General features: G+C 71.0%; 19 protein-coding genes. 9 read left to right on the forward strand and 10 right to left on the reverse strand.

Translation table 11 applies throughout. The features are described from left to right. Nucleotides 1-58: 58 nt before the first annotated feature. The 4 genes from BLQ63_RS02670 to BLQ63_RS02685 all read left to right on the forward strand — a co-directional run bounded on the left by BLQ63_RS02670 (nucleotide 59) and on the right by BLQ63_RS02685 (nucleotide 3,750). Complete coding sequence (locus BLQ63_RS02670; RefSeq protein WP_091028642.1) at nucleotides 59-979, forward strand: ABC transporter ATP-binding protein; 921 nt, start codon at nucleotides 59-61, stop codon at nucleotides 977-979. Further along, complete coding sequence (locus BLQ63_RS02675) at nucleotides 976-1,797, forward strand: ABC transporter permease subunit (RefSeq protein WP_091027896.1); 822 nt, start codon at nucleotides 976-978, stop codon at nucleotides 1,795-1,797. The genes BLQ63_RS02670 and BLQ63_RS02675 overlap by 4 nt, the downstream gene beginning before the upstream one ends. A gap of 73 nt (nucleotides 1,798-1,870) precedes the next feature. Next, nucleotides 1,871-3,079 carry a sensor histidine kinase gene (locus BLQ63_RS02680; RefSeq protein ID WP_091027902.1) on the forward strand — a complete coding sequence of 403 codons (1,209 nt, stop codon included), beginning with the start codon at nucleotides 1,871-1,873 and terminating at the stop codon, nucleotides 3,077-3,079. After that, the gene (locus BLQ63_RS02685; RefSeq protein WP_091027908.1) at nucleotides 3,076-3,750 is read left to right on the forward strand and encodes a response regulator; all 675 of its coding nucleotides are present in this window, start codon (nucleotides 3,076-3,078) and stop codon (nucleotides 3,748-3,750) included. The genes BLQ63_RS02680 and BLQ63_RS02685 overlap by 4 nt, the downstream gene beginning before the upstream one ends. A gap of 56 nt (nucleotides 3,751-3,806) precedes the next feature. Here BLQ63_RS02685 and BLQ63_RS02690 read toward each other — a convergent pair whose 3' ends face one another. Together BLQ63_RS02690 and BLQ63_RS02695 are read right to left on the reverse strand one after the other, a co-directional pair. Next, nucleotides 3,807-4,574: a class I SAM-dependent methyltransferase gene (locus tag BLQ63_RS02690; protein ID WP_091027911.1), complete on the reverse strand. Its 768-nt coding sequence runs from the start codon at nucleotides 4,572-4,574 to the stop codon at nucleotides 3,807-3,809. 32 nt (nucleotides 4,575-4,606) lie between these two features. Then, nucleotides 4,607-5,161 (reverse strand): GNAT family N-acetyltransferase, encoded by a 555-nt coding sequence (locus BLQ63_RS02695; protein ID WP_091027915.1) that lies wholly within the window; start codon nucleotides 5,159-5,161, stop codon nucleotides 4,607-4,609. A 151-nt stretch (nucleotides 5,162-5,312) separates the two neighbouring features. Between BLQ63_RS02695 and BLQ63_RS02700 the strand changes: the two genes are divergently transcribed. Continuing rightward, a complete protein-coding gene (locus BLQ63_RS02700; protein ID WP_177154753.1) occupies nucleotides 5,313-5,963 on the forward strand; it encodes an HAD-IA family hydrolase in 651 nt (216 codons plus the stop codon). Between the two features lie 479 nt (nucleotides 5,964-6,442). After that, complete coding sequence (locus BLQ63_RS02705) at nucleotides 6,443-7,135, forward strand: glycoside hydrolase family 11 protein (protein ID WP_091027918.1); 693 nt, start codon at nucleotides 6,443-6,445, stop codon at nucleotides 7,133-7,135. A gap of 66 nt (nucleotides 7,136-7,201) precedes the next feature. Here BLQ63_RS02705 and BLQ63_RS02710 read toward each other — a convergent pair whose 3' ends face one another. From BLQ63_RS02710 to BLQ63_RS02720, 3 genes are all read right to left on the reverse strand, one after another. Then, nucleotides 7,202-7,774 (reverse strand): SWIM zinc finger family protein, encoded by a 573-nt coding sequence (locus BLQ63_RS02710; protein WP_091027921.1) that lies wholly within the window; start codon nucleotides 7,772-7,774, stop codon nucleotides 7,202-7,204. Next, nucleotides 7,771-9,675, reverse strand: coding sequence for a DEAD/DEAH box helicase (locus BLQ63_RS02715; protein ID WP_218125020.1), 1,905 nt, complete (start codon nucleotides 9,673-9,675; stop codon nucleotides 7,771-7,773). The genes BLQ63_RS02710 and BLQ63_RS02715 overlap by 4 nt, the downstream gene beginning before the upstream one ends. 363 nt (nucleotides 9,676-10,038) lie before the next feature. Beyond that, entirely contained in the window at nucleotides 10,039-10,443 is a 405-nt protein-coding gene (locus BLQ63_RS02720) for a hypothetical protein (RefSeq protein ID WP_091027923.1), read from the reverse strand. Nucleotides 10,444-10,613: 170 nt separating this feature from the next. On the opposite strand from BLQ63_RS02720, the gene BLQ63_RS02725 reads away from it, so the two are divergent. Next, the gene (locus BLQ63_RS02725) at nucleotides 10,614-11,528 is read left to right on the forward strand and encodes a sugar kinase (protein ID WP_091027927.1); all 915 of its coding nucleotides are present in this window, start codon (nucleotides 10,614-10,616) and stop codon (nucleotides 11,526-11,528) included. Next, the gene (locus BLQ63_RS02730; protein WP_245680823.1) at nucleotides 11,525-12,124 is read left to right on the forward strand and encodes a bifunctional 4-hydroxy-2-oxoglutarate aldolase/2-dehydro-3-deoxy-phosphogluconate aldolase; all 600 of its coding nucleotides are present in this window, start codon (nucleotides 11,525-11,527) and stop codon (nucleotides 12,122-12,124) included. Before BLQ63_RS02725 ends, BLQ63_RS02730 begins: the two co-directional genes overlap by 4 nt. A 4-nt stretch (nucleotides 12,125-12,128) precedes the next feature. On the opposite strand, the gene BLQ63_RS02735 is transcribed toward BLQ63_RS02730, so the two are convergent. The 5 genes from BLQ63_RS02735 to BLQ63_RS02750 form a co-directional block, all read right to left on the reverse strand. Continuing rightward, entirely contained in the window at nucleotides 12,129-12,644 is a 516-nt protein-coding gene (locus tag BLQ63_RS02735) for an adenine phosphoribosyltransferase (RefSeq protein ID WP_091027930.1), read from the reverse strand. 232 nt (nucleotides 12,645-12,876) lie between these two features. Further along, a complete protein-coding gene (locus BLQ63_RS02740; RefSeq protein ID WP_091028657.1) occupies nucleotides 12,877-13,752 on the reverse strand; it encodes a carbohydrate ABC transporter permease in 876 nt (291 codons plus the stop codon). A 5-nt stretch (nucleotides 13,753-13,757) separates the two neighbouring features. Beyond that, the gene (locus BLQ63_RS28210; protein WP_218125022.1) at nucleotides 13,758-14,726 is read right to left on the reverse strand and encodes a carbohydrate ABC transporter permease; all 969 of its coding nucleotides are present in this window, start codon (nucleotides 14,724-14,726) and stop codon (nucleotides 13,758-13,760) included. A gap of 9 nt (nucleotides 14,727-14,735) precedes the next feature. Beyond that, complete coding sequence (locus BLQ63_RS28215; RefSeq protein WP_177154754.1) at nucleotides 14,736-16,028, reverse strand: ABC transporter substrate-binding protein; 1,293 nt, start codon at nucleotides 16,026-16,028, stop codon at nucleotides 14,736-14,738. A 338-nt stretch (nucleotides 16,029-16,366) separates the two neighbouring features. After that, a complete protein-coding gene (locus BLQ63_RS02750; protein ID WP_091027933.1) occupies nucleotides 16,367-17,572 on the reverse strand; it encodes an ROK family transcriptional regulator in 1,206 nt (401 codons plus the stop codon). A 166-nt stretch (nucleotides 17,573-17,738) separates the two neighbouring features. Between BLQ63_RS02750 and BLQ63_RS02755 the strand changes: the two genes are divergently transcribed. Then, entirely contained in the window at nucleotides 17,739-18,245 is a 507-nt protein-coding gene (locus BLQ63_RS02755) for an O-acetyl-ADP-ribose deacetylase (RefSeq protein ID WP_091027936.1), read from the forward strand. Nucleotides 18,246-18,249 lie beyond the last annotated feature (4 nt).

Below are 18,249 nucleotides of genomic sequence, written 5' to 3' on the forward strand. Positions count from 1 at the left end.
CGAAAGTTCGCTCTTGAAACGGATGAACGGCCGCTCCGGCCGCCGTACCGTCGTCATCATGATCGAGATCGAGCATCTGACGAAGCGCTACGGCAAGAAGACCGCCGTGGACGATCTGACGTTCAACGTCAAGCCCGGCGTCGTGACCGGGTTCCTCGGGCCGAACGGCGCCGGGAAGTCCACCACCATGCGCGCCATCGTGGGCCTGGACGCCCCCACGAGCGGACTCGCCCGCGTCAACGGCAAGCACTACTCGGAGTTCCAGTCGCCGCTGTCCGAGGTCGGCGCGCTCCTGGAGGCCAAGTCGGTCCACGCCGGGCGCAGCGCGCACAACCACCTGCTGGCGCTGGCGCGCACGCACGGCATCCCCAAGCGGCGGGTCCAGGAGGTCATCGACCTGGTGGGCCTGCACGAGGTCGCCGGCAAGCGCGTCGGCGGGTTCAGCCTCGGCATGGGCCAGCGCCTGGGCATCGCCGTGGCGCTGCTGGGCGACCCGGCCGTGCTGATCCTGGACGAGCCGGTCAACGGCCTCGACCCGGACGGCGTCAAGTGGATCCGGGTGCTGCTCAAGGGCCTGGCCGCCGAGGGGCGGACCGTGTTCCTGTCCTCGCACCTGATGAGCGAGCTGGCGCAGACCGCCGAGCACCTCGTCGTGATCGGGCAGGGCCGGCTCCTGGCCGACACCACGGTGGACGACTTCGTGTCGGGCAACGGGAAGTCCCGCGTGCGGGTGGTCTCGCCCGACGCCGCGCGGCTGGCCGAGCACCTGGCCGGCCCGGGCATCTCCATCGCCAGCCCCGAGAAGGGCGTGCTGGAGGTGTCGGGGACCGAGGCCGCCGTGGTGGGGCAGACCGCCGCCGCCCACGGCCTGGTCCTGCACGAGCTGCGGACCGACCGCGGCTCCCTCGAGGACGCGTTCATGCAGCTGACCGCCGACGCGGTCGAGTACCGCCAGACCACGGAAGGGGCGACCCGATGACCGCCGCCGCGATGACCGAACGCCCCGCGGCGTATGCGCCGCCGGCGAACTACAAGCTGAGCGCGACGGGCCTGCTGCGCTCGGAGTGGACCAAGCTCTGGACGCTGCGCTCGACGTGGATCGTGCTGCTGTGCGCGGTGGTGTTCTCCGCCGGGCTGGGCGCGCTCGTCTCCGGCACCGTGCCGGCCGACCTGGAGATCGGCGGCGCCGAGAACGCGGTCGGGTTCGCGATGTCCGGTGTGGCGCTCAGCTCGGTGTTCGTCGCCGTGCTGGGCATCCTCACGATCACCGGCGAGTACTCGACCGGTTCGATCCGGTCGACGATGTCGGCCGCTCCCAAGCGGCTGGGCGTGCTGTGGTCGAAGGCCGTCGTCTTCGGCGCGGTGGTCGCGGTCCTGTTCACCGTCATGGTGTTCGCGACGTTCTTCATCTCGCAGGCGCTGCTGGACGGCACCGAGCTGGGCGGGGTCTCGCTCGGCGACGAAGGGGTCACGCGGGCCCTGTTCGGGTACGTCGCGATGATCGTCTACCTGACGCTGCTGGCCGTCGCGATCGGCGCGATCCTGCGCAACTCGGCCGGTTCGATCGGCTTCTACATCGGCGTCATCATGATCCTGCCGCAGCTGGCGACGCTGCTGCCGTGGGGATGGGTCGAGGACGTGACGCCGTACGCGCCGGGCAACGTGTCGAACACGATCACGTACGTCGACCCGGCCGGCCAGGCGCTGGGCGTCGGCGAGTCGTGGCTGTGGATGGGCATCTGGCTCGTGGTCGCCTACGGTCTGGCCGGCGTGCTGCTCAAGCGCAGGGACGTATGATCGTCGATCGAGTGCCGCGGTCCTCTCCACTGATGTGGAGGTGTCCGGCGCCGGGACGTGTGAGGTTCCCTTAGTGGCGAATGCCGTGACCGTCTCCCGCAAGCGCGGGCTGTGGCAGCGGATGTCGGAGTTCGACTCCCGGCATCCGCTGCTTTGGGATCTGTTCCCGACCTTCCTGTACCTGTTCATCCTCTGCGGCGGCCTGGTCGCCATGGTCGCCGGCGGCCTCGACATGCGGTACCCCGTGCTGCAGGTGGTGCTGGCGGCGGCGTACATGGTGCCGACGGTCTGGCGCCGCCGCTACCCGTTCGCGGTCATGCTGAGCCAGCTGGTGCCGCTCGCGGTCGTGATCCCGCTGAACCTGACCGACGTCGATTCGGGGATACTCAGCGCCGCGGGGGCCATCGCGTTCACGGTGGTCCTGTACAACCTGGTGGTGCGGCGCCCGCTGCGGCTGCTGTGGTGGGCGTCGGTGGTCTCGATCGTGCCCTCGGTCCTGGACTGGCTGGTCAACTACCCCCACACGCCGGAGAGCTTCGTGGCGTTCTTCGCGCCCACGATCATCTACTTCGGATTCATCGTCGCGATCGCGATGCTGGTGCGCACGCGGCGGGAGTTCCTGACCTCGTCGCGCGACCAGGCCGCGCAGGCGGCGGTCGCCGAGGAGCGCAACCGGATCGCGCGGGAGATGCACGACATCATCGGGCACAACCTGGCGGTCATCAACGCGCTGGCCGACGGGGGCGCGTATGCGGCGGCCGCGTCGCCGCAGAAGGCGAAGGAGGCCCTGGAGGCGATCGGGCGGACCAGCCGCGAGGCCCTGGGCGAGCTGCGGCGGGTGCTGTCGGTGCTCAAGGCCGAGGACGGCGACGACGTCGAGTTGGCGCCGCAGCCGGGCCTGGCCGAGCTGGACGTGCTCATCGAGCGGGTGCGCGAGGCGGGCCTGCAGGTGACGGTGCGGACTTCGGGCGAGCACTGGGAGCTGTCGGAGAACCAGCAGCTGGCGGTGTACCGGACGGTCCAGGAGTCGCTGACGAACGTGTTCAAGCACGCGAGCGGCATCAAGCGGGCCGAGGCGTCCCTCGAGTACCGCGACAACGGCCTGGCGGTGACGGTGTCCAACACCGGGGACCGGGTCGACGCGGCGGGGACGGCGCGGGGTCTGGCGGGCCTGGCGGAGCGGGCGGCGGCGTTCGGCGGCACAATGGTGGCCGGGCCTGAGGCCCTGGGCGGCTGGCGCGTGTCGTTGTGGCTGCCGAGGAACGGGAAGGAACGCACGTGACCACCTTGCTCATCGTCGATGACCATCCTTTGCAGCGCATGGGGTTTCGCATGCTGGTGGAGAGCCAGCCGGACCTGGTGGTGCTCGGTGAGGCCGACAACGGGGCGGACGCGGTGCGGCGGGCGACGGAGCTGGGCCCGGACGTGGTCCTGATGGACGTGCGCATGCCCGGTGTGGACGGGATCGAGGCGACGCGGCGGATCATCGCGGCGGGCGGGCGCAGCCGGGTGCTGGTGCTGACGACGTTCGACCTGGACGAGTACGCGTACGCGGCGCTGCGGGCGGGGGCGAGCGGGTTCCTGGTCAAGGACGCGCAGCCGGAGGACCTGCTGACGGGCATCCGGGTCGTCGCGGCCGGGGACGCGGTGGTGGCGCCGAAGCTGACGCGCCGGCTCCTGGACCGGTTCGCCGACCAGTTCCCGGTCGAGGGCGAGGCGGACGCCTCGGCGGCGGCCGAGCAGCTGGCGGTGCTGACCGACCGGGAGCGCGAGGTGCTCACGGCGATCGGCCGGGGCTGGAACAACACCGAGATCGCCGAGCGGTTCCATCTGGCCGAGTCGACGGTGAAGACCCATGTGGGCCGCATCCTGGCGAAGATCGGCGCGCGGGACCGGGTGCAGGCGGTCATCTTCGCCTACAACACGGGCCTGGTCGCTCCCGACGGGAGCTAGGGCGGCTTCCGGAATCCCGGGCGGCCGCTTTCCGGGGATTCCCGGAGGCGACCTGGTCAGCGGCGGGTGAGGGCGAGCAGGTCGCATCCGGATTCGACGGGGCGCGGCTCGGTCTCGGCGGCCGCGTCGGCCTCCATGGCGGCCATGCCGTCCCGGTACTCCCGGTCGCTCAGATGCTCGTAGACCGACAGTGCCCGCATCCGCTGGCGCCGGGTGTACTCGGCGAGGCTGTCGGCCGAGCGGTGGTGGACTTCGGTGAGCGCGGCGCGGTCGAATCCGGCGCCGTCGAACAGTGCGGCGGTGTCGCCGAGGGTCGGGAAGACCTCCAGGTCGATCTCGCGGGCGCGCGGGAAGTACCGGTAGGTGAGCAGGTCTTTGGGCCGGTCGGCGAACGTGGTCGCGATGAGCAGCCGCGTGCCGGGGGCGAGGACGCGCGCGAGTTCCCTTGCGGCGGCGGGTTTGTCGGGCACGTGGTGCCAGACGAGGAACATCAGGGCCAGGTCGGCGGCGCCGTCCGCGATCGGCAGGTCGGCGGCGTGGCCGGGGACGTAGGTGACGAGCGGGTGGGCGGACTCGACGAGTGCGACCTCCCGCATCCGCTCGGAGGGCTCGACGCCGGTGACGGGTGCGGCGAACTCGTCGGCCAGCACGGGCGTGAAGCGGCCGGTGCCGGAGCCGACGTCGACCGCGGCGGTGACGCGGCGGCCGCCGGAGAGTTCGCGGAAGGCCCGCATCCAGGTGCGGCGGCTGACCGGCAGGAGCCTGCGGCCCTTGGCGTATCCGGCGTGCTGTGTCGTGTCGTAGTCGACGCGCTTGTGTCCCACCCTGTCCCCCAACCTGATCGGTGCTCGCGCGGTCAGTCCCTCCGCGGTCCTCCGCCGGGCGCGGTCGGCACCCGGTACCGCAGTTTCGTGCCGCGCTGGTCTTCGAATACCCCGTTGTTGGCTTCGATCACCTTGCGGGAGGCGATGTTGTCGTCGTCGCAGGTGATGAGCGCCTTCTCGATGCCGAGGGCCGCGGCGTGCGGGAGCGCGGCGGCGAGCATGGCGGTGGCGTGGCCCCGCCTGCGGGCGGTGGGGCGGATGTCGTAGCCGATGTGGCCGCCGTATTCGCGCAGGTGCTCGTTGAGCCGGTGGCGCAGGTTGATGCGGCCGAGGTAGGTGTCGCCATCGGTCCACCAGTAGGTCGTGCAGGGCACGAAGGAGGCCGGCGGGTCGTCGGTGAGCATGCGCTCGAAGTCGAGTACCCGGGCGATCCACGGGCCGGTGTCCTCCGGTGGTCCGGCCTGTCGGATGAGGTCGCCGAGGAGTGTGCGGTCGTCGGGGCCGCCGCGGCCCTCGGCGAGGAATTCGCGGATCGCCGCGGCGAAGGAGGGGCCGAGCCGTGCGGTCGGCAGGATGAGTTCGGGCACGGCTTCGACGCTAAGTGACGTACCGGCTCGGTGCAACCGCTATTCGGCGCGCCGGATCGCACGTGCGGTGCGTTCGCGCACGGGCCTGGGAAATGTAGCGTGGCGGACATCTGCCGTTGGTAGCGTTGCGGATCGACTCGAGGAGGAACGCATGGGCGGTTCGATGCTCACCGGTTCGGTGCTGCTGTTCGACATGGACGGGACGCTGGTGGACTCGACGGCGTCCGTGGAGCGGGCGTGGACCCGGTTCGCGGCCCGGCACGGGCTGGAAGCGGCCGCGATCCTGGCGGTGGCGCACGGGCGTCCGACGATCGAGGTCGTGGCCCAGTTCGCTCCCGCGGGGGTGGACGCGCGGGCGGAGACCGACCGGATCGAGGCCGAGGAGATCGACCGCACCGACGGGATCAGCGAGATCCCGGGGGCGGCGGCGCTGCTGGGGTCGCTCGACCCGTCGCGGTGGGCGGTGGTGACGTCGGCGACGCGGGCGCTGACGCTGCGGCGCCTCGCGGCCGTGGGGGTGCCGCTGCCGAAGGTGCTGGTGGCGGCCGACGACGTGACGAACGGGAAGCCGCACCCGCAGCCGTACCTGATGGCGGCCAAGGCCCTCGGCTACGACGCGACCGATGCGGTCGCCTTCGAGGACGCCCCTGCGGGCCTGGTCTCGGCCGCCGCGGCCGGCGCGGCGACGGTGGTCGTCGGCGGCTACGCGGGTGCCGAGGCCCGGGACCTGCCGCGCGCCGCGGACATGCGGGCGGTGCGCGTCGACCAGGAGGGACCGCGCCTGACGGTCACGGTCGGCTAAGGCTTCGCGAACGGCCGGTCCGGCGCCGCTTATGCGGCGCCGGACCGGCCGTTTCGCCGTGCCCGGGAGCCGTCGCCAAGCCCGGATGTCGACCTGGAAGTCTTCCGAAAGTTTCGGTCGCTCCGACCTCGCACGAGGGCCCGAGAAGTCGACCTTCATCGATCTGGCCCGCCGATTGCTCTTCGGACACAGCCTATATGCAGGCATAACAGCTTCAGTTAGTCCAATTTGGTCAAATGAGATTATCGAGAACTTTCCGGTAATTCTTGACAAATCGATGGCGTTCGATAATACTTTCACTGTCGTAGCCATCGACGTCCATCGATTCGAGTCGCCTTGCGCGGCCTGGTCTTCCGGGCGTCGACCGCACGGCGACCGAACTCACCGCGCCGCGCGACGCCGGCGGGCGACCCCGCCCGCCGGGCCCTCGGGTCCCGCCGCACCGGTCGGCCACCCGCCGGCCCGCTCAAGGAGGAATCATGTCCGACGACAAACCCGTCAACCCGTTCAGCCGCAGAAGCCTCCTGCTCGGCGGCGCGAGCGTCCTGGCGATGGGCGGCTCCGCGCTGCTGGCGCCCGGCACCGCGAACGCCCAGCAGGTCATCAACACCAACCAGGAGGGCACGCACAACGGCTACTACTACTCGTTCTGGACCGACTCCCAGGGATCGGTGTCGATGACCCTCGGCTCGGGAGGGAACTACAGCTCCCAGTGGAACGGCACCAACAACTGGGTCGGCGGCAAGGGCTGGCGCAACGGCGGACGCCGGACCGTGAACTACAACGGCTGGGTCAACCACGGCAGCAACGGCTACCTGGCCCTGTACGGCTGGACCTCGAACCCGCTGGTGGAGTACTACATCGTCGAATCGCACGGCCCGTACAACCCCAGCAGCGGCGCCACCAACCGCGGCACGCTCAGCACCAGCAGCGGCAACTACAACCTGCTCCACTCCATGCGGTACAACGCCCCGTCGGTGGAGGGGACCAAGACGTTCCCGCAGTACTGGAGCGTCCGCCAGAACCTCCGCAGCAGCGGCACCATCAACACCGGCGAGCACTTCGACGCGTGGGCCCGGGCGGGCATGAACCTCGGCAGCTTCAGCTACTACATGATCATGGCGACCGAGGGCTACCAGTCCAGCGGGAGCTCGAACATCACCGTGAGCTGACGACCGCCTCCACAGACGGGCGTCCGAGCCGGGCCGCTGCGGCGGCCCGGCTTCGCCGTGTCCCGGTCAGACCGGCTGGGCGGCGTCCATGCTCGCGAGCCGGGCCGCGCGCAGCCGTCCGGCGAGGTCGCGGGTGGGGCCGCCGCGCAGGAGCAGGACCAGCCACGGGTCGTCGTCCATCTTGGCGGCGCTGACGAGCGCCAGCGCCATGATGTGCGCGCAGACCTCGCGGTTGTCGGCGCACGGGCAGGAGGTGGTAATGCGGTTGTGGTCCTCGGTGACGAACTTCTTGGGCAGCAGGCGCATCCCGGTCTCGGCGAGGACGTCGTCGATGCGCTTGGGCAGCCGCCCGGCGAGGAGCCCGGCCACGCACGAGGGCGAGAGCGACAACGCGGTCATCCCCGCGGCCCAGGCGGAGGAGTTGTAGACGGGGATGCGGATCTCCGCGGCGAAGGTCCCGTTGCCGTCGGAGACGCGCCCGGTCACCGAGCCGGGCTCGATGGACAGTCCGGTGACGGCCGCGTGCCCGGCGAGGGTGCGGCCCTTGACGATGCGCTGGTCGGGGTAGTTGAGGCCGATGGTCTCCAATGCGCGCCACCATTTGCGGCCCCACCAGGTCCGGCCGTACGGGTCGCTCACAGGGGGCCTCCGGCGTCGTCGAGTTCGATGAGTTTGCGCAGCTGGGAGTCGTCGAGTTCGCCGAGCCAGTCCTCGCCGGAGCCGACCACGGCGTCGGCGATGGCGCGCTTCCTGGCGAGCAGTTCGTCCACGCGCTCCTCCAGGGACCCGGCGGTGACGAGCTTGTGGACGTGGACGGTGCGGGTCTGGCCGATGCGGTGGGCCCGGTCGGTGGCCTGGTCCTCGACGGCGGGGTTCCACCAACGGTCGTAGTGGACGACGTGGGAGGCGCCGGTGAGGTTGAGGCCGGTGCCGCCGGCGCGCAGGGAGACCAGGAGGATGTCGGGGCCCTCGCTGGTCTGGAAGCCGTCGACGAGCTTGTCGCGGGCGGGCTGGTCGAGGCCGCCGTGGAGGAACGGCGCGGCGACGCCCAGCTCGGCGTGGAGGTGGCGCGAGAGCAGTTCGCCCATCTGGCGGTACTGGGTGAAGATGAGGGCCTTGGCGCCCTCGTCGACGACCTCGGCGAGCATCTCGGTGACGCGGTCGAGCTTCCCGGAGCGCTCGGCGAGTCCGCCGTCGCCTTCGCCGACGTACTGGGCGGGGTGGTTGCAGATCTGCTTGAGGCGGGTCAGGAGCTTCAGGACGCGGCCGCGGCGGGTGATGCCGTCTCCCAGGCCCTCGTCGAAGGCCTCGCGGATGGCCTCCTTGTAGAGGCCGGACTGCTCGTCGGTCATGGTGCAGGCGACGACGGCCTCGATCTTGGGGGGCAGGTCGGCGGCGACGTCCTCTTTCATGCGGCGCAGCACGACCGGGTCGATGCGGGCCCGGAGGGTCGCGGCCGACACGGGGTCGCGGCCGATCTCGATGGGGTCGGCGAAGCGGCGCTTGAAGTCGGTCTGGCCGCCGAGCAGGCCCGGGTTGACGAACTCGGAGATGGACCAGAGCTCGGCCAGGTGGTTCTCCACGGGCGTGCCGGTGAGGGCAACGCGGACGCGGCCGGTGAGGTCGCGGACGGCTCCGGCGGTGCGGGAGCGGTGGTTCTTGATCGCCTGGGCCTCGTCGATGACGATGGTGTCGAAGGCGATGTTGCGCAGGAGTTTGACGTCGCGCAGCGCGATCGAGTAGGAGGTGACGATCACGTCGGCGTCGTGGAGCGGCGCGGGGTGCCTGGTGCGGTTCGGCCCGTGGTGGAGGTGGACGGTGAGCTGGGGGGCGAAGCGGGCGATCTCGCGCTGCCAGTTGCCGACCAGGGAGGTCGGGCACACGACCAGGTGCGGGGCGTTCCCGGCGCGGCGGACGAGGAGGCCGATCGACTGGAGGGTCTTGCCCAGGCCCATGTCGTCGGCGAGGATGACGCCGGCGCCGCCTTCCGCGGCCGCTTCGAGCCAGGCGATGCCGTGGGCCTGGTAGCGGCGCAGTTCGGCGTTGACGCGGATCGGGCCCGGGTCGGAGTGCTGCGCGGTGATCAGGCGCAGGTTGAGCCCGGAGTCGGAGCGCAGGAGCTCGGTGAAGGACTCGACGAACGCGCCGACGAGGGCCTTCGCGGTCCACACGTGGCCTTCGGAGTGCGGCACCGAGTGGCCTTCGGCGGGGAGTTCGCCGGCGATGCGGTCGAGGTCGTCGAACTTGTCGTCGTCGACGGCGTTGGCGATGCGGGCCCAGATCGCGACCGACTCGGTGATGTCGGGGCGCGAGGCGATGCGGGTGAGGGCGGGGAGGACGGGCCGGACGGGCATGGCGACGCCCTCGACCTCCTGGAGCTCGCCGTCGAGGTAGAGCTCGGCGTCCACCGGGTCGCCGGGCGGCAGGCCCAGTTCGGCCACCGCGGCCCGGGGGTGCGCGCCGCCGAAGAACAGCAGCCGACCGTCCGCCGGGGAGGCGTGGTCGGGCAAGAAGGTGGCGTGCAGTTCGCTGGGTGGCAACGAGGCTCCTACGGGTCAACGGCAGACGTGCCATTTTGCCACAGGCGCGGGCCCGAACCCAAACGGAGAAAGAAGGTCTGTGCCTCTTCGGGCGATTCGTTGCGAAACGGGGCGGGGCCTTCCGGGCCGCATCACCGTGTTTTCGCGCGGTGGTGCGCCTCCGGTCGGTCCCGCCCCGTCAACCCCAGAGCAAGGTCCGAGTGGAGCGGTACCGGCCCGGACGCCATGGGCGGCGCGGCGCGGCGAACCCTCCACAATGAGGTCGACCGGGCATCCTTCGGACAGAAGGATGCGCGAACGTGTAGAAGTTATCGGTAATGTTGAACACTGTCAATACCTGAGTCCGCGTCGCGGACGGGCCGGTCAGCGGATCGGGCACCGCATCGACAGGTCCAGGGCGGCGGCGTCGCGGAAGTCGAACCGGGCCTGCTCGAGGGCCTCGCCGGAGGGCTCGGCGGCCACGATCGACTGGGCCTCCTGGGCGTAGCCGGCGACCATGGACTTGAGGGTCTGGTCGGCGATCTCGGTGCCGAGCGCGTCGATCTCGTCCACGACCGCGTCGACGTTCTGCCCGTCCGCCTCGGTCACCCGGTCGAGGGCCTCCCAGGCGCGGTCGCAGTCGGCGGCGTACTGCTCGGTGTCGCGGTCGAGGTCCTGGCGGCTCGGGTCGGCCTCGTCGGCGCCGCCGAGGCACTCGGCGAGCATCCACAGGAGGATGAGCACGCCGATGGTCCAGGCGAAGAGCTTGAGCAGCCGCCTCTCGAACATGCCCGCCCCCAGGGTGTCGGCCTGACTGTCCAGTCTACGCGGGACAGTGCCGCGAAGGGGCGTGCGGATTCGCCGCGATGCGGCGGCGGCGGCGGTTTTGTGTATGCGTTTTCCGATCGGTAGGCTAAGACGTCCCCACCCCCTCGGAAGCACTACGGATCAGGAGCCACATGGACGTCCTGTGCCTCGGCGAGTCGATGATCGTGCTCGCCCCCACGGCCGCCGGCCCCCTCCGCACCGCCGTCGACCTCCAGGCCGGCGTGGCCGGGGCGGAGTCGAACGTCGCGGTCGCGCTCGCGGGCATGGGCGCGGACACCGCCTGGTACGGCAAGGTCGGGGACGACCCGTTCGGCCGGCGCATCCTCGACGTCCTGGCCGCCGCCGGCGTCGACTGCTCCGGCGTCGGGACCGACCCCGAGCGGCCCACCGGCGTCTACTTCAAGGACCCCGGACCCGACGGCACCACCGTCCACTACTACCGGCGCGGCTCGGCCGCCTCCACCATGGCGCCCGGGCACCTCGCGCGGGTCGCGCCGCCGCGCCTGCTGCACCTGTCGGGGATCACCCCGGTCCTGTCCGACACCTGCGCGGCGCTCGTGGACGAGCTCCTGGCCGACCGCGCGCTCGCCCCCGCGCTGGTGAGCTTCGACGTCAACTACCGGCCCGCCCTGTGGCCGGTCGATGCGGCCGGGCCCGCGCTCGCGCGCCTGGCCGACCTGGCCGACATCGCCTTCGTGGGCCTGGACGAGGCCCAGACCCTGTGGGGCGTCGAGACCCCCGACGACGTGCGAGAACTCCTGCCGAACGCGGGCGTGCTCGTGGTCAAGGACGGCGGCGAGGGCGTCACCGCGTTCGAGGGCGAGGAGCGGTGCTACTCCCCCGCCGAGCCCGTCGAGGTCGTCGAACCGGTCGGCGCCGGCGACGCGTTCGCGGCCGGATTCCTCTACGGCCGCTTGCAGGGCGCCTCCCTCGCGGCCGCCATGCGCCTGGGCCACCGGCTCGCCGCCGGGGCCCTCCAGACCGTCGGGGACCTCGCGCCCCCGCCCGATCCCGAGACCGTCCGAGCCCTCCTGGAGGACCAGTGACCCTGCACCAAGGCGACTACTTCGACCGCCTCTTCGACGGACACCGCGTCATGGCGATCTGGCGGGGACTGCCCGCCGACGACACGGTCGAGCTGTCCGAGCGGCTCTGGGACGCCGGACTGGACCTGGTCGAAGTGCCGATCGGGCAGCCGGGCCAGGAGGCGGCCCTGGCCGCCGCCGTCAAGGCGGCCGAGCCGCGCGGCCACGCCGTCGGCGCCGGCACCGTCGTCTCCCTCGGGCACGTCGAGCGCGCCGCCGCCGCGGGCGCCGCCTACACGATCGCGCCGGGCCTGAACCCCGCCGTCCTGGAGGCCTCGCACGCGGCCGGGATGCCGCACCTGCCCGGCGTCGCCACCGCCAGCGAAGTGGGCCTCGCGAGGGACCTGGGCTGCCGGTGGATGAAGGTCTTCCCGGCCTCGGCGCTGGGCCCGGACTGGTTCAAGGCCATGGCCGGGCCGTTCCCGGACGTGCGGTTCGTGGCGACCGGCGGCATCGACCCCGACGCGGTCGACACCTATCTCAAGGCCGGGGCCTCGGTCATCGGCATGGGCTCGGCGCTGGCCGACCCGGCGAACATCGAGAAGCTGCTCGGCTGAGGGGCTACAGCTTGCCGAGGAGCGAGAGGACCGGGTAGCCGTCGAGGCGGTCGCGGCCCGAGAGGGCGGCGATCTCCAGGAGCGCGGCGCAGGCGGCCACGGTGCCGCCGAGGCCTTCGACCAGGCGCACGCCGGCGGCCATGGACTCGCCGGTGGCGATGACGTCGTCGACCAGGAGCACCCGGTCGCCCTGGCGGACCGCGTCGGCGTGCAGCTCGACCCGGACCTCGGCGTACTCGCCGCGGTAGGACTCCACGGCCGCCTCGCGCGGGAGCTTCCCGGCCTTGCGGATCGGAAGCAGCGGCTTGCCCGTGCGGTCGGCCAGCGGCGCGGCCCACAGGAAGCCGCGGGCGTCGAAGGCGGCGATCGCGTCGTACGGATAGGCCTCGCAGGCCTCCTGGAGCCGGTCGATCGAGGCCTTGAAGGCCGCGGGGGCGGCCAGCAGCGGCGTGATGTCGCGGAAGCCGACCCCCGGCTCGGGGAAGTCGGGCACGACGGGCACGTATTCGGTCAGGTCCACAGCGGCAAGACTAGCGGTCGGCGGGTGGAGCAGTGGCGGTGTCGGCGCCGGCTGTGGGCTTCGTCGTGGCCGCCCCGGTGCGCGCGCAACGGTGCCCCCGGCCGCGAACGGCCGGGGGCACCGGGGAATCGAATGAAGTCGGGTGCCTGGACGGCGACGCCCCGGCGATCCGAGGCGCGGCTCACATTAGCATCGGCCGCTGTCGCCTTTAGAGGGAGTCCGATCCTTGTGGTCAGCCTTTTAGTCCGGTTTGCGCAACGCCTTGGACGAGGAACCGCTGCAGGAACAGGAACACGAACACCAATGGCAGGATCGCCACGAGTGCGGCCATGAACAATTGCGAGAGGCTCACGGTCTGGGCGGTCAGGAACGTCGACAGCGCGACCTGCACCGTCCACGACTCCGGCGAGCGGCCGATGACCAGCGGCCACAGGAACGAGTTCCAGGCCCCCACGAAGGTGATCACGGCGATCGCGGCCAGGAAGTTCCCGGAGTTGGGGACCACGATCCGCCAGAACGAGCCCCAGTAGCCGAGCCCGTCCACGCGCGCGGCCTCCTCCAGTTCCTTGGGGAAGCCCAGGAAGTACTGGCGGCACAGGAAGGCCACGAAGCCGTTGAACAGCGTCGGGATGATCAGGCCGCGGAAGTCGGAGATCCACCCGAGGCTGGAGACCATCACGAAGCTCGGCACGAACGTGACCGCGCCGGGGATCATGAGCGTCGCCAGGACCAGGTAGAAGACCTTGTCCGCGTGGCGGTACGGAATGCGGGCGAGACCGTATCCCGCAGTGGTGCACAGGAACAGGGTGCCGACCGTGGTCGCGACCGCGACGATGGCGGAGTTCAAGAGGCTCCGCAGCATCGGCACCGCCGGGTCGTTGAACAGGTTCGGGAGGTTCTCCCAGCTCGGCGAGGAGGGGAACCACATCCACTCGGGCGCGGTGATCTCGGCGTCGGTCGCGAGGGCGTTGCGCAGGATGAGGTAGAACGGGATCAGGAAGAGCACGGCCAGCACGGACAGGATGACGAGATTCGCCGTCCGGACGCCCCTGGTGCCGACGCCGGGCTTGTACCCGGCCGGGCGCTTGACCTGGGTCGCGGTCGCCATGCCGCTCACCGACCTTCCTTGTTGCCGAAACCGAGGAACCTGCCCTGGAGGAGGGTCACGATCGCGATGAGCAGCGCCAGGATGAGGGCCCCGGCCGAACCGCGGCCGAGGTCCTGCTGCGTGCCCAGGGCCGTGTAGTACAGGTAGGCCAGCGGCGGCCTGGCGTACGCCTGGTTCCCGATGAGGTTCACGAACTCGTCGAAGGCCTGATAGGCCGCGATGAGGATGAGCATGAGCACCGCCACCGCGGTCGCGCGCAGCTGCGGCAGCGTGATGTGCCAGAACGTCTGCCGACCGGGCTTCGCTCCGTCCACATAGGCGGCCTCGTAGAGGTGCTGGGGGATCTGCTGGAGCGCGGCGATGAACAGGATCATGTAGAAGCCGCACTGGATCCACAGGCGCAGGGACACGATGACCAGCCAGTACCACGGCGGGTCGGGGCTGAACAGCCACGCGACGTCCTCGATCCCGAACAGGTCGAGGATCGAGTTCATCAGGCCGTAGCGCACGCCGCTGAAGATCGACATCTTCCACACCAGCGAGGCGACCACATAGGAGCACGCGAAGGGCAGGAAGAACACCGAGCGGAAGAACGCGCGCATGAAGCGGAGCTGGTTGAGCATGAGCGCCAGGCCCAGCGAGCACGCGAAGGTGAGCGGCACGATGAACGCGGCGAACACCGAGAACGTGATCAGGCTGTCCTGGAACGCCCGGTCGGTGAGCATGTCGGCGTAGTTGCCGAAGCCCACGAAGTCCTCGGGCAGCGGGGTGACGGTGTTGGTCGCGTCGAACAGCGACAGGTACGCGCTCCAGACCACCGGGACGAGGGTGAAGACCATGAGTCCGGCCAGGAACGGCCCGACGAACGCCCAGAAGGCGAGCGAGGTGCGCAGGCGGCCCGAGCGGCGGGGCCGGGGACGCTGGTCCCCGGTGCCCGCCCGTTCGGTGTCCGCGGCCGGTGCTGAGACTGCCACGGCGGCCGCCTAGCCGAAGATGCCGTCGAGTTCGCCCTGGATCGTCGCCACGGCGTTGTCGAACTCGGTCGAGGGGTCGTTGCCCTCCAGGACGATGTGGGTCATCATGTCGTCGACCGCGGTCTCCATGGTGGGCGTCCAGTTGGGGTTCTCGGCCCAGCCGAACTCCTCGGAGATGCGCACGGCCTCGGCGGCCGGTCCGTCGGCGAGCTGCTCGGCGCCGCCGCGCATCGACAGGCGGGGCGGGATGTGGAAGCCGTAGGACAGGTTCCAGTCGAGGATGAACTCCTCGTTGTCGACCCACAGCCACTTGACGAACGCCTTGGCCTCGTCCACGTGCTCGGAGCCCGCGTTGACGAAGGTGTCCCAGCCGCCGTTGAACACGGTCGGCGTGCCGGAGCCGAAGGCCGGGAACGGGATGACGGCGATGTCCTCGCCGTGCGCCTCGATGATCTGGGGCAGGGCCCACAGGCCGCACCACTGGATCGCGCACAGCTCCTGGATGATCGAGGACGGGTCCCACGCCTCGGTCGGCGCGCCGATGAGCAGCGAGGAGGACTCGTGCAGCTCCTTGGCCTGGAGGGCCCCGGCGATGACGGTGTCCTTGTCGAAGCCGATCTGGTTGTCCTCGGTCAGGAGGGTCTGGCCCGCGGAGAAGACGATCGGCTGGAACAGCTTGGTGGCCGAGTCGTCGTTGCCGAGGAACAGGCCCTTGACGTCGCCGGTGGTCAGTTCGGCGGCGGCCGCCATGAGCTCCTCGAACGTGGCCGGCGGCGTGATGCCCGCGCCGTCCAGGAGCGAGGGGCGGTAGTACAGGAACTGCGGGTCGTCGATCATGCGGACGCCGTAGACCTTGCCGTCGATCGTGTTGCGCGCCAGGTCGTCGGGGGTGTAGTCGTCGAGGACGTCCGTGAGGATGTCGTCGAGCGGGACGATCTGGCCGCTCTCGACCATCGCCCGGTTGAGGTGGCCCTCGAAGACGTCCGGGTAGTCGCCCTGCTTCTCGGCGAGCAGGCCGGAGGAGAGGGCGGTGTCGTAGTCGCCGGGGATCCAGTTGATGGTGACGGTGGCGTCCTCGTAGGCGGCGGCGTACTTCTCGGCGGCCTGTTGGGTGCCGGGCTCGCCGTACTGGTGGTACCACTGCGAGAGGTTGACGCCGTCGGCGGAGCCGCGGCCGGTGTTGCCGCCGCAGGCGCCGAGGGCGCCCGCTCCGGCGGCGAGGCCGCCGAGGGCGAGCATGCGGCGGCGGTTCAGCGCCAGCGCGGAGAGCTGGGAAGGGCGGTGGTTGCGGAAGGCGACCATGGTTGGCTCCTCGCTACTTCGAGAGGTCGGAAGGGTTTGCCGTGCGGCGTCGGGGCATTGGCCGACGTCGCTGCGGCAATTCGACATGTGTCGATTCGCTTTTCAGTCTTGCGATCGCACGTCACTTTGTCAATGGGTTGGAGTAAGTAGTGTGGTAACGATTTGCGCTCGGCACCACTGGGAGCGTTCATCCCATGCGCCACAGGCGTTCCGCCAGCGTGCAGGGGTCATCGCGCCCCGGCGGCGTGTGCGCGCGGGGCGGAAGGGTCCGCTGTGGCGCCCGGTTCGCGATCGGGCTCGTATGCGGTTGGGGCCGTGTCCGGTCGGGGCCGGGCCGGTCAGCGGCGGCTGCGCGAGCCGACCGTGTTGAGGCGGTTGAGGTGGCCTTCCAGGGCCAGCGCGGCGGCGCCGAGCGCGACCATGTTGCGGTCGTACCTGTTGCGGCGCAGCCGGGCGGCCTTGAGGGGGGCCTCCATGGCGTGGGCGGGCAGGCGGCGCTCGAACTCGGGGATGAGGGCGTCGCCGAGGACCCCGGTGACCCAGCCGTCGAAGACCACCAGGTCGGGGTTGACGAGGTTGAGGAGGTTGGCGACGCCGGCGGCGAGGTGCTCGGCGACGGTCTCGACGGTGCGCACGGCCGAGACCTCGCCGGCCTCCCAGGCCGCCGCGAGGGCGGCCATGGCCTCGGTCTGCGAGGCGGCCCCGGCCCGTCCGTCGAGCTGGGACCACTGCCACAGGATCGCGGGGGCGCCCACATAGGCCTCGATGCATCCCTTGGCGCCGCAGCGGCACTGGGGTCCGCCGGGGTTGATGGTGGTGTGGCCCCACTCCCCCGCCGAGTTGGTGGCGCCGCGGTACAGCTGGCCGCCGAAGGCGAGGCCGGCGCCGACGCCGGTGCCGAGGATGAGGACGGCGAGGCGCTCGACGCCGCGGCCGTCGCCGAACCACAGCTCGCCCACGGTGATCGTCTTGAGGGGGTTGTCGAGGTAGATGGGGACGCTCAGGCGCAGGCGCTCGCCGAGGAGCTTGCGGAAGGGCACGTCGTGCCAGTTCCAGTTCGGGGCGAAGCCGGAGACGCCCCAGGCCACGTCCACCTGGCCCGGCAGGCTCACGCCGAGGCCGAGGATCGCGCGCTCGCCCAGGCGCGACCGCACCTGGTCCATGGCGGAGGCGATGTGCTCGATGACCTGGTCGGGGCGGTTCTCGCTGGGCTCCATGCGCTCGTCCACCCGGTCGACCACCGTCAGCGCCAGGTCGTAGACCTCGAGGTGGACGTAGGTCTCGGCCACGTCGACGCCGATCATGACGCCGCCGCCGACGTTGGGCGCCAGCAGCGCCCGGGGCCGTCCGCCTCCGGAGTCCTCGCGTCCGACTTCCACCACGACGCCGAGCTCGATCAGGTCGGTCACCAGGTTCGAGACGGTGGCGACGCTGAGGTCGGTCTCGCGGGCGAGGATCTGCCGGGAGGTGGGGGCGTCCGCGATGAGGTGCCGGAGCACTGCGAAGCAGTTGCGGAGGCGGATGTCGCGCGAGGTGGACTTCATGGCTGCATGCTACGACGCCCGGGCCCCTTTGTAAATGGGTTAGATGAAGGGTGCGTTCTCGGACGGGGCCGTGACCTGCGTGTATGCGCTCTCCTGGGGGAGCGGTCATGCACTCGCGTCGATGCGTCGGCGCCCGGCGGAATCGCGGGCGTGCTTGAATGCGGGCATGGCCGTCACGATCCTCAAAGGCGACATCACCCACCAGAGCGCGGACGCGATCGTCAACGCCGCGAACTCCTCGCTCCTGGGCGGGGGCGGCGTGGACGGGGCGATCCACCGCGCGGGCGGCGGGGCGATCCTCGCCGCGTGCCAGGAGCTGCGCCGCGGCCGTTACGGGCGGGGCCTGCCGACCGGGCAGGCCGTGGCGACCACCGCGGGGCGCCTGGACGCCCGCTGGGTCATCCACACCGTCGGCCCGGTCTACTCCGCCGAGGAGGACCGCAGTGCGCTGCTGGCCTCCTGCTACCGGGAGTCGCTGCGGGTCGCCGACGAGCTGGGGGCCGCGTCGATCGCGTTCCCGGCCGTCTCCGCCGGGGTCTACGGCTGGCCGGCCGAGTCGGCCGCGGACATCGCCGTCAGGACGGTGCGGGCGACCGCGACCGCGGTCGGGGACATCAGGTTCGTCCTGTTCAACGACGAGGTCCTGGCGGCGTTCGAGCGCGCCGCGGGGTGATGTC

It is taken from the genome of Glycomyces harbinensis (assembly GCF_900101745.1).
Lineage (GTDB): Bacteria > Actinomycetota > Actinomycetes > Mycobacteriales > Micromonosporaceae > Glycomyces > Glycomyces harbinensis.

Bases quoted from the DNA above. Each gene is read 5' to 3' on its own strand.
- BLQ63_RS02670 (WP_091028642.1), top strand. From the start codon at position 59: ATGATCGAGATCGAGCATCTGACGAAGCGCTACGGCAAGAAGACCGCC.
- BLQ63_RS02675 (WP_091027896.1), top strand. From the start codon at position 976: ATGACCGCCGCCGCGATGACCGAACGCCCCGCGGCGTATGCGCCGCCG.
- BLQ63_RS02700 (WP_177154753.1), top strand. From the start codon at position 5,313: ATGGGCGGTTCGATGCTCACCGGTTCGGTGCTGCTGTTCGACATGGAC.
- BLQ63_RS02705 (WP_091027918.1), top strand. From the start codon at position 6,443: ATGTCCGACGACAAACCCGTCAACCCGTTCAGCCGCAGAAGCCTCCTG.
- BLQ63_RS02720 (WP_091027923.1), bottom strand. From the start codon at position 10,443: ATGTTCGAGAGGCGGCTGCTCAAGCTCTTCGCCTGGACCATCGGCGTG.
- BLQ63_RS02725 (WP_091027927.1), top strand. From the start codon at position 10,614: ATGGACGTCCTGTGCCTCGGCGAGTCGATGATCGTGCTCGCCCCCACG.
- BLQ63_RS02740 (WP_091028657.1), bottom strand. From the start codon at position 13,752: ATGGCGACCGCGACCCAGGTCAAGCGCCCGGCCGGGTACAAGCCCGGC.
- BLQ63_RS28215 (WP_177154754.1), bottom strand. From the start codon at position 16,028: ATGGTCGCCTTCCGCAACCACCGCCCTTCCCAGCTCTCCGCGCTGGCG.
- BLQ63_RS02750 (WP_091027933.1), bottom strand. From the start codon at position 17,572: ATGAAGTCCACCTCGCGCGACATCCGCCTCCGCAACTGCTTCGCAGTG.
- BLQ63_RS02755 (WP_091027936.1), top strand. From the start codon at position 17,739: ATGGCCGTCACGATCCTCAAAGGCGACATCACCCACCAGAGCGCGGAC.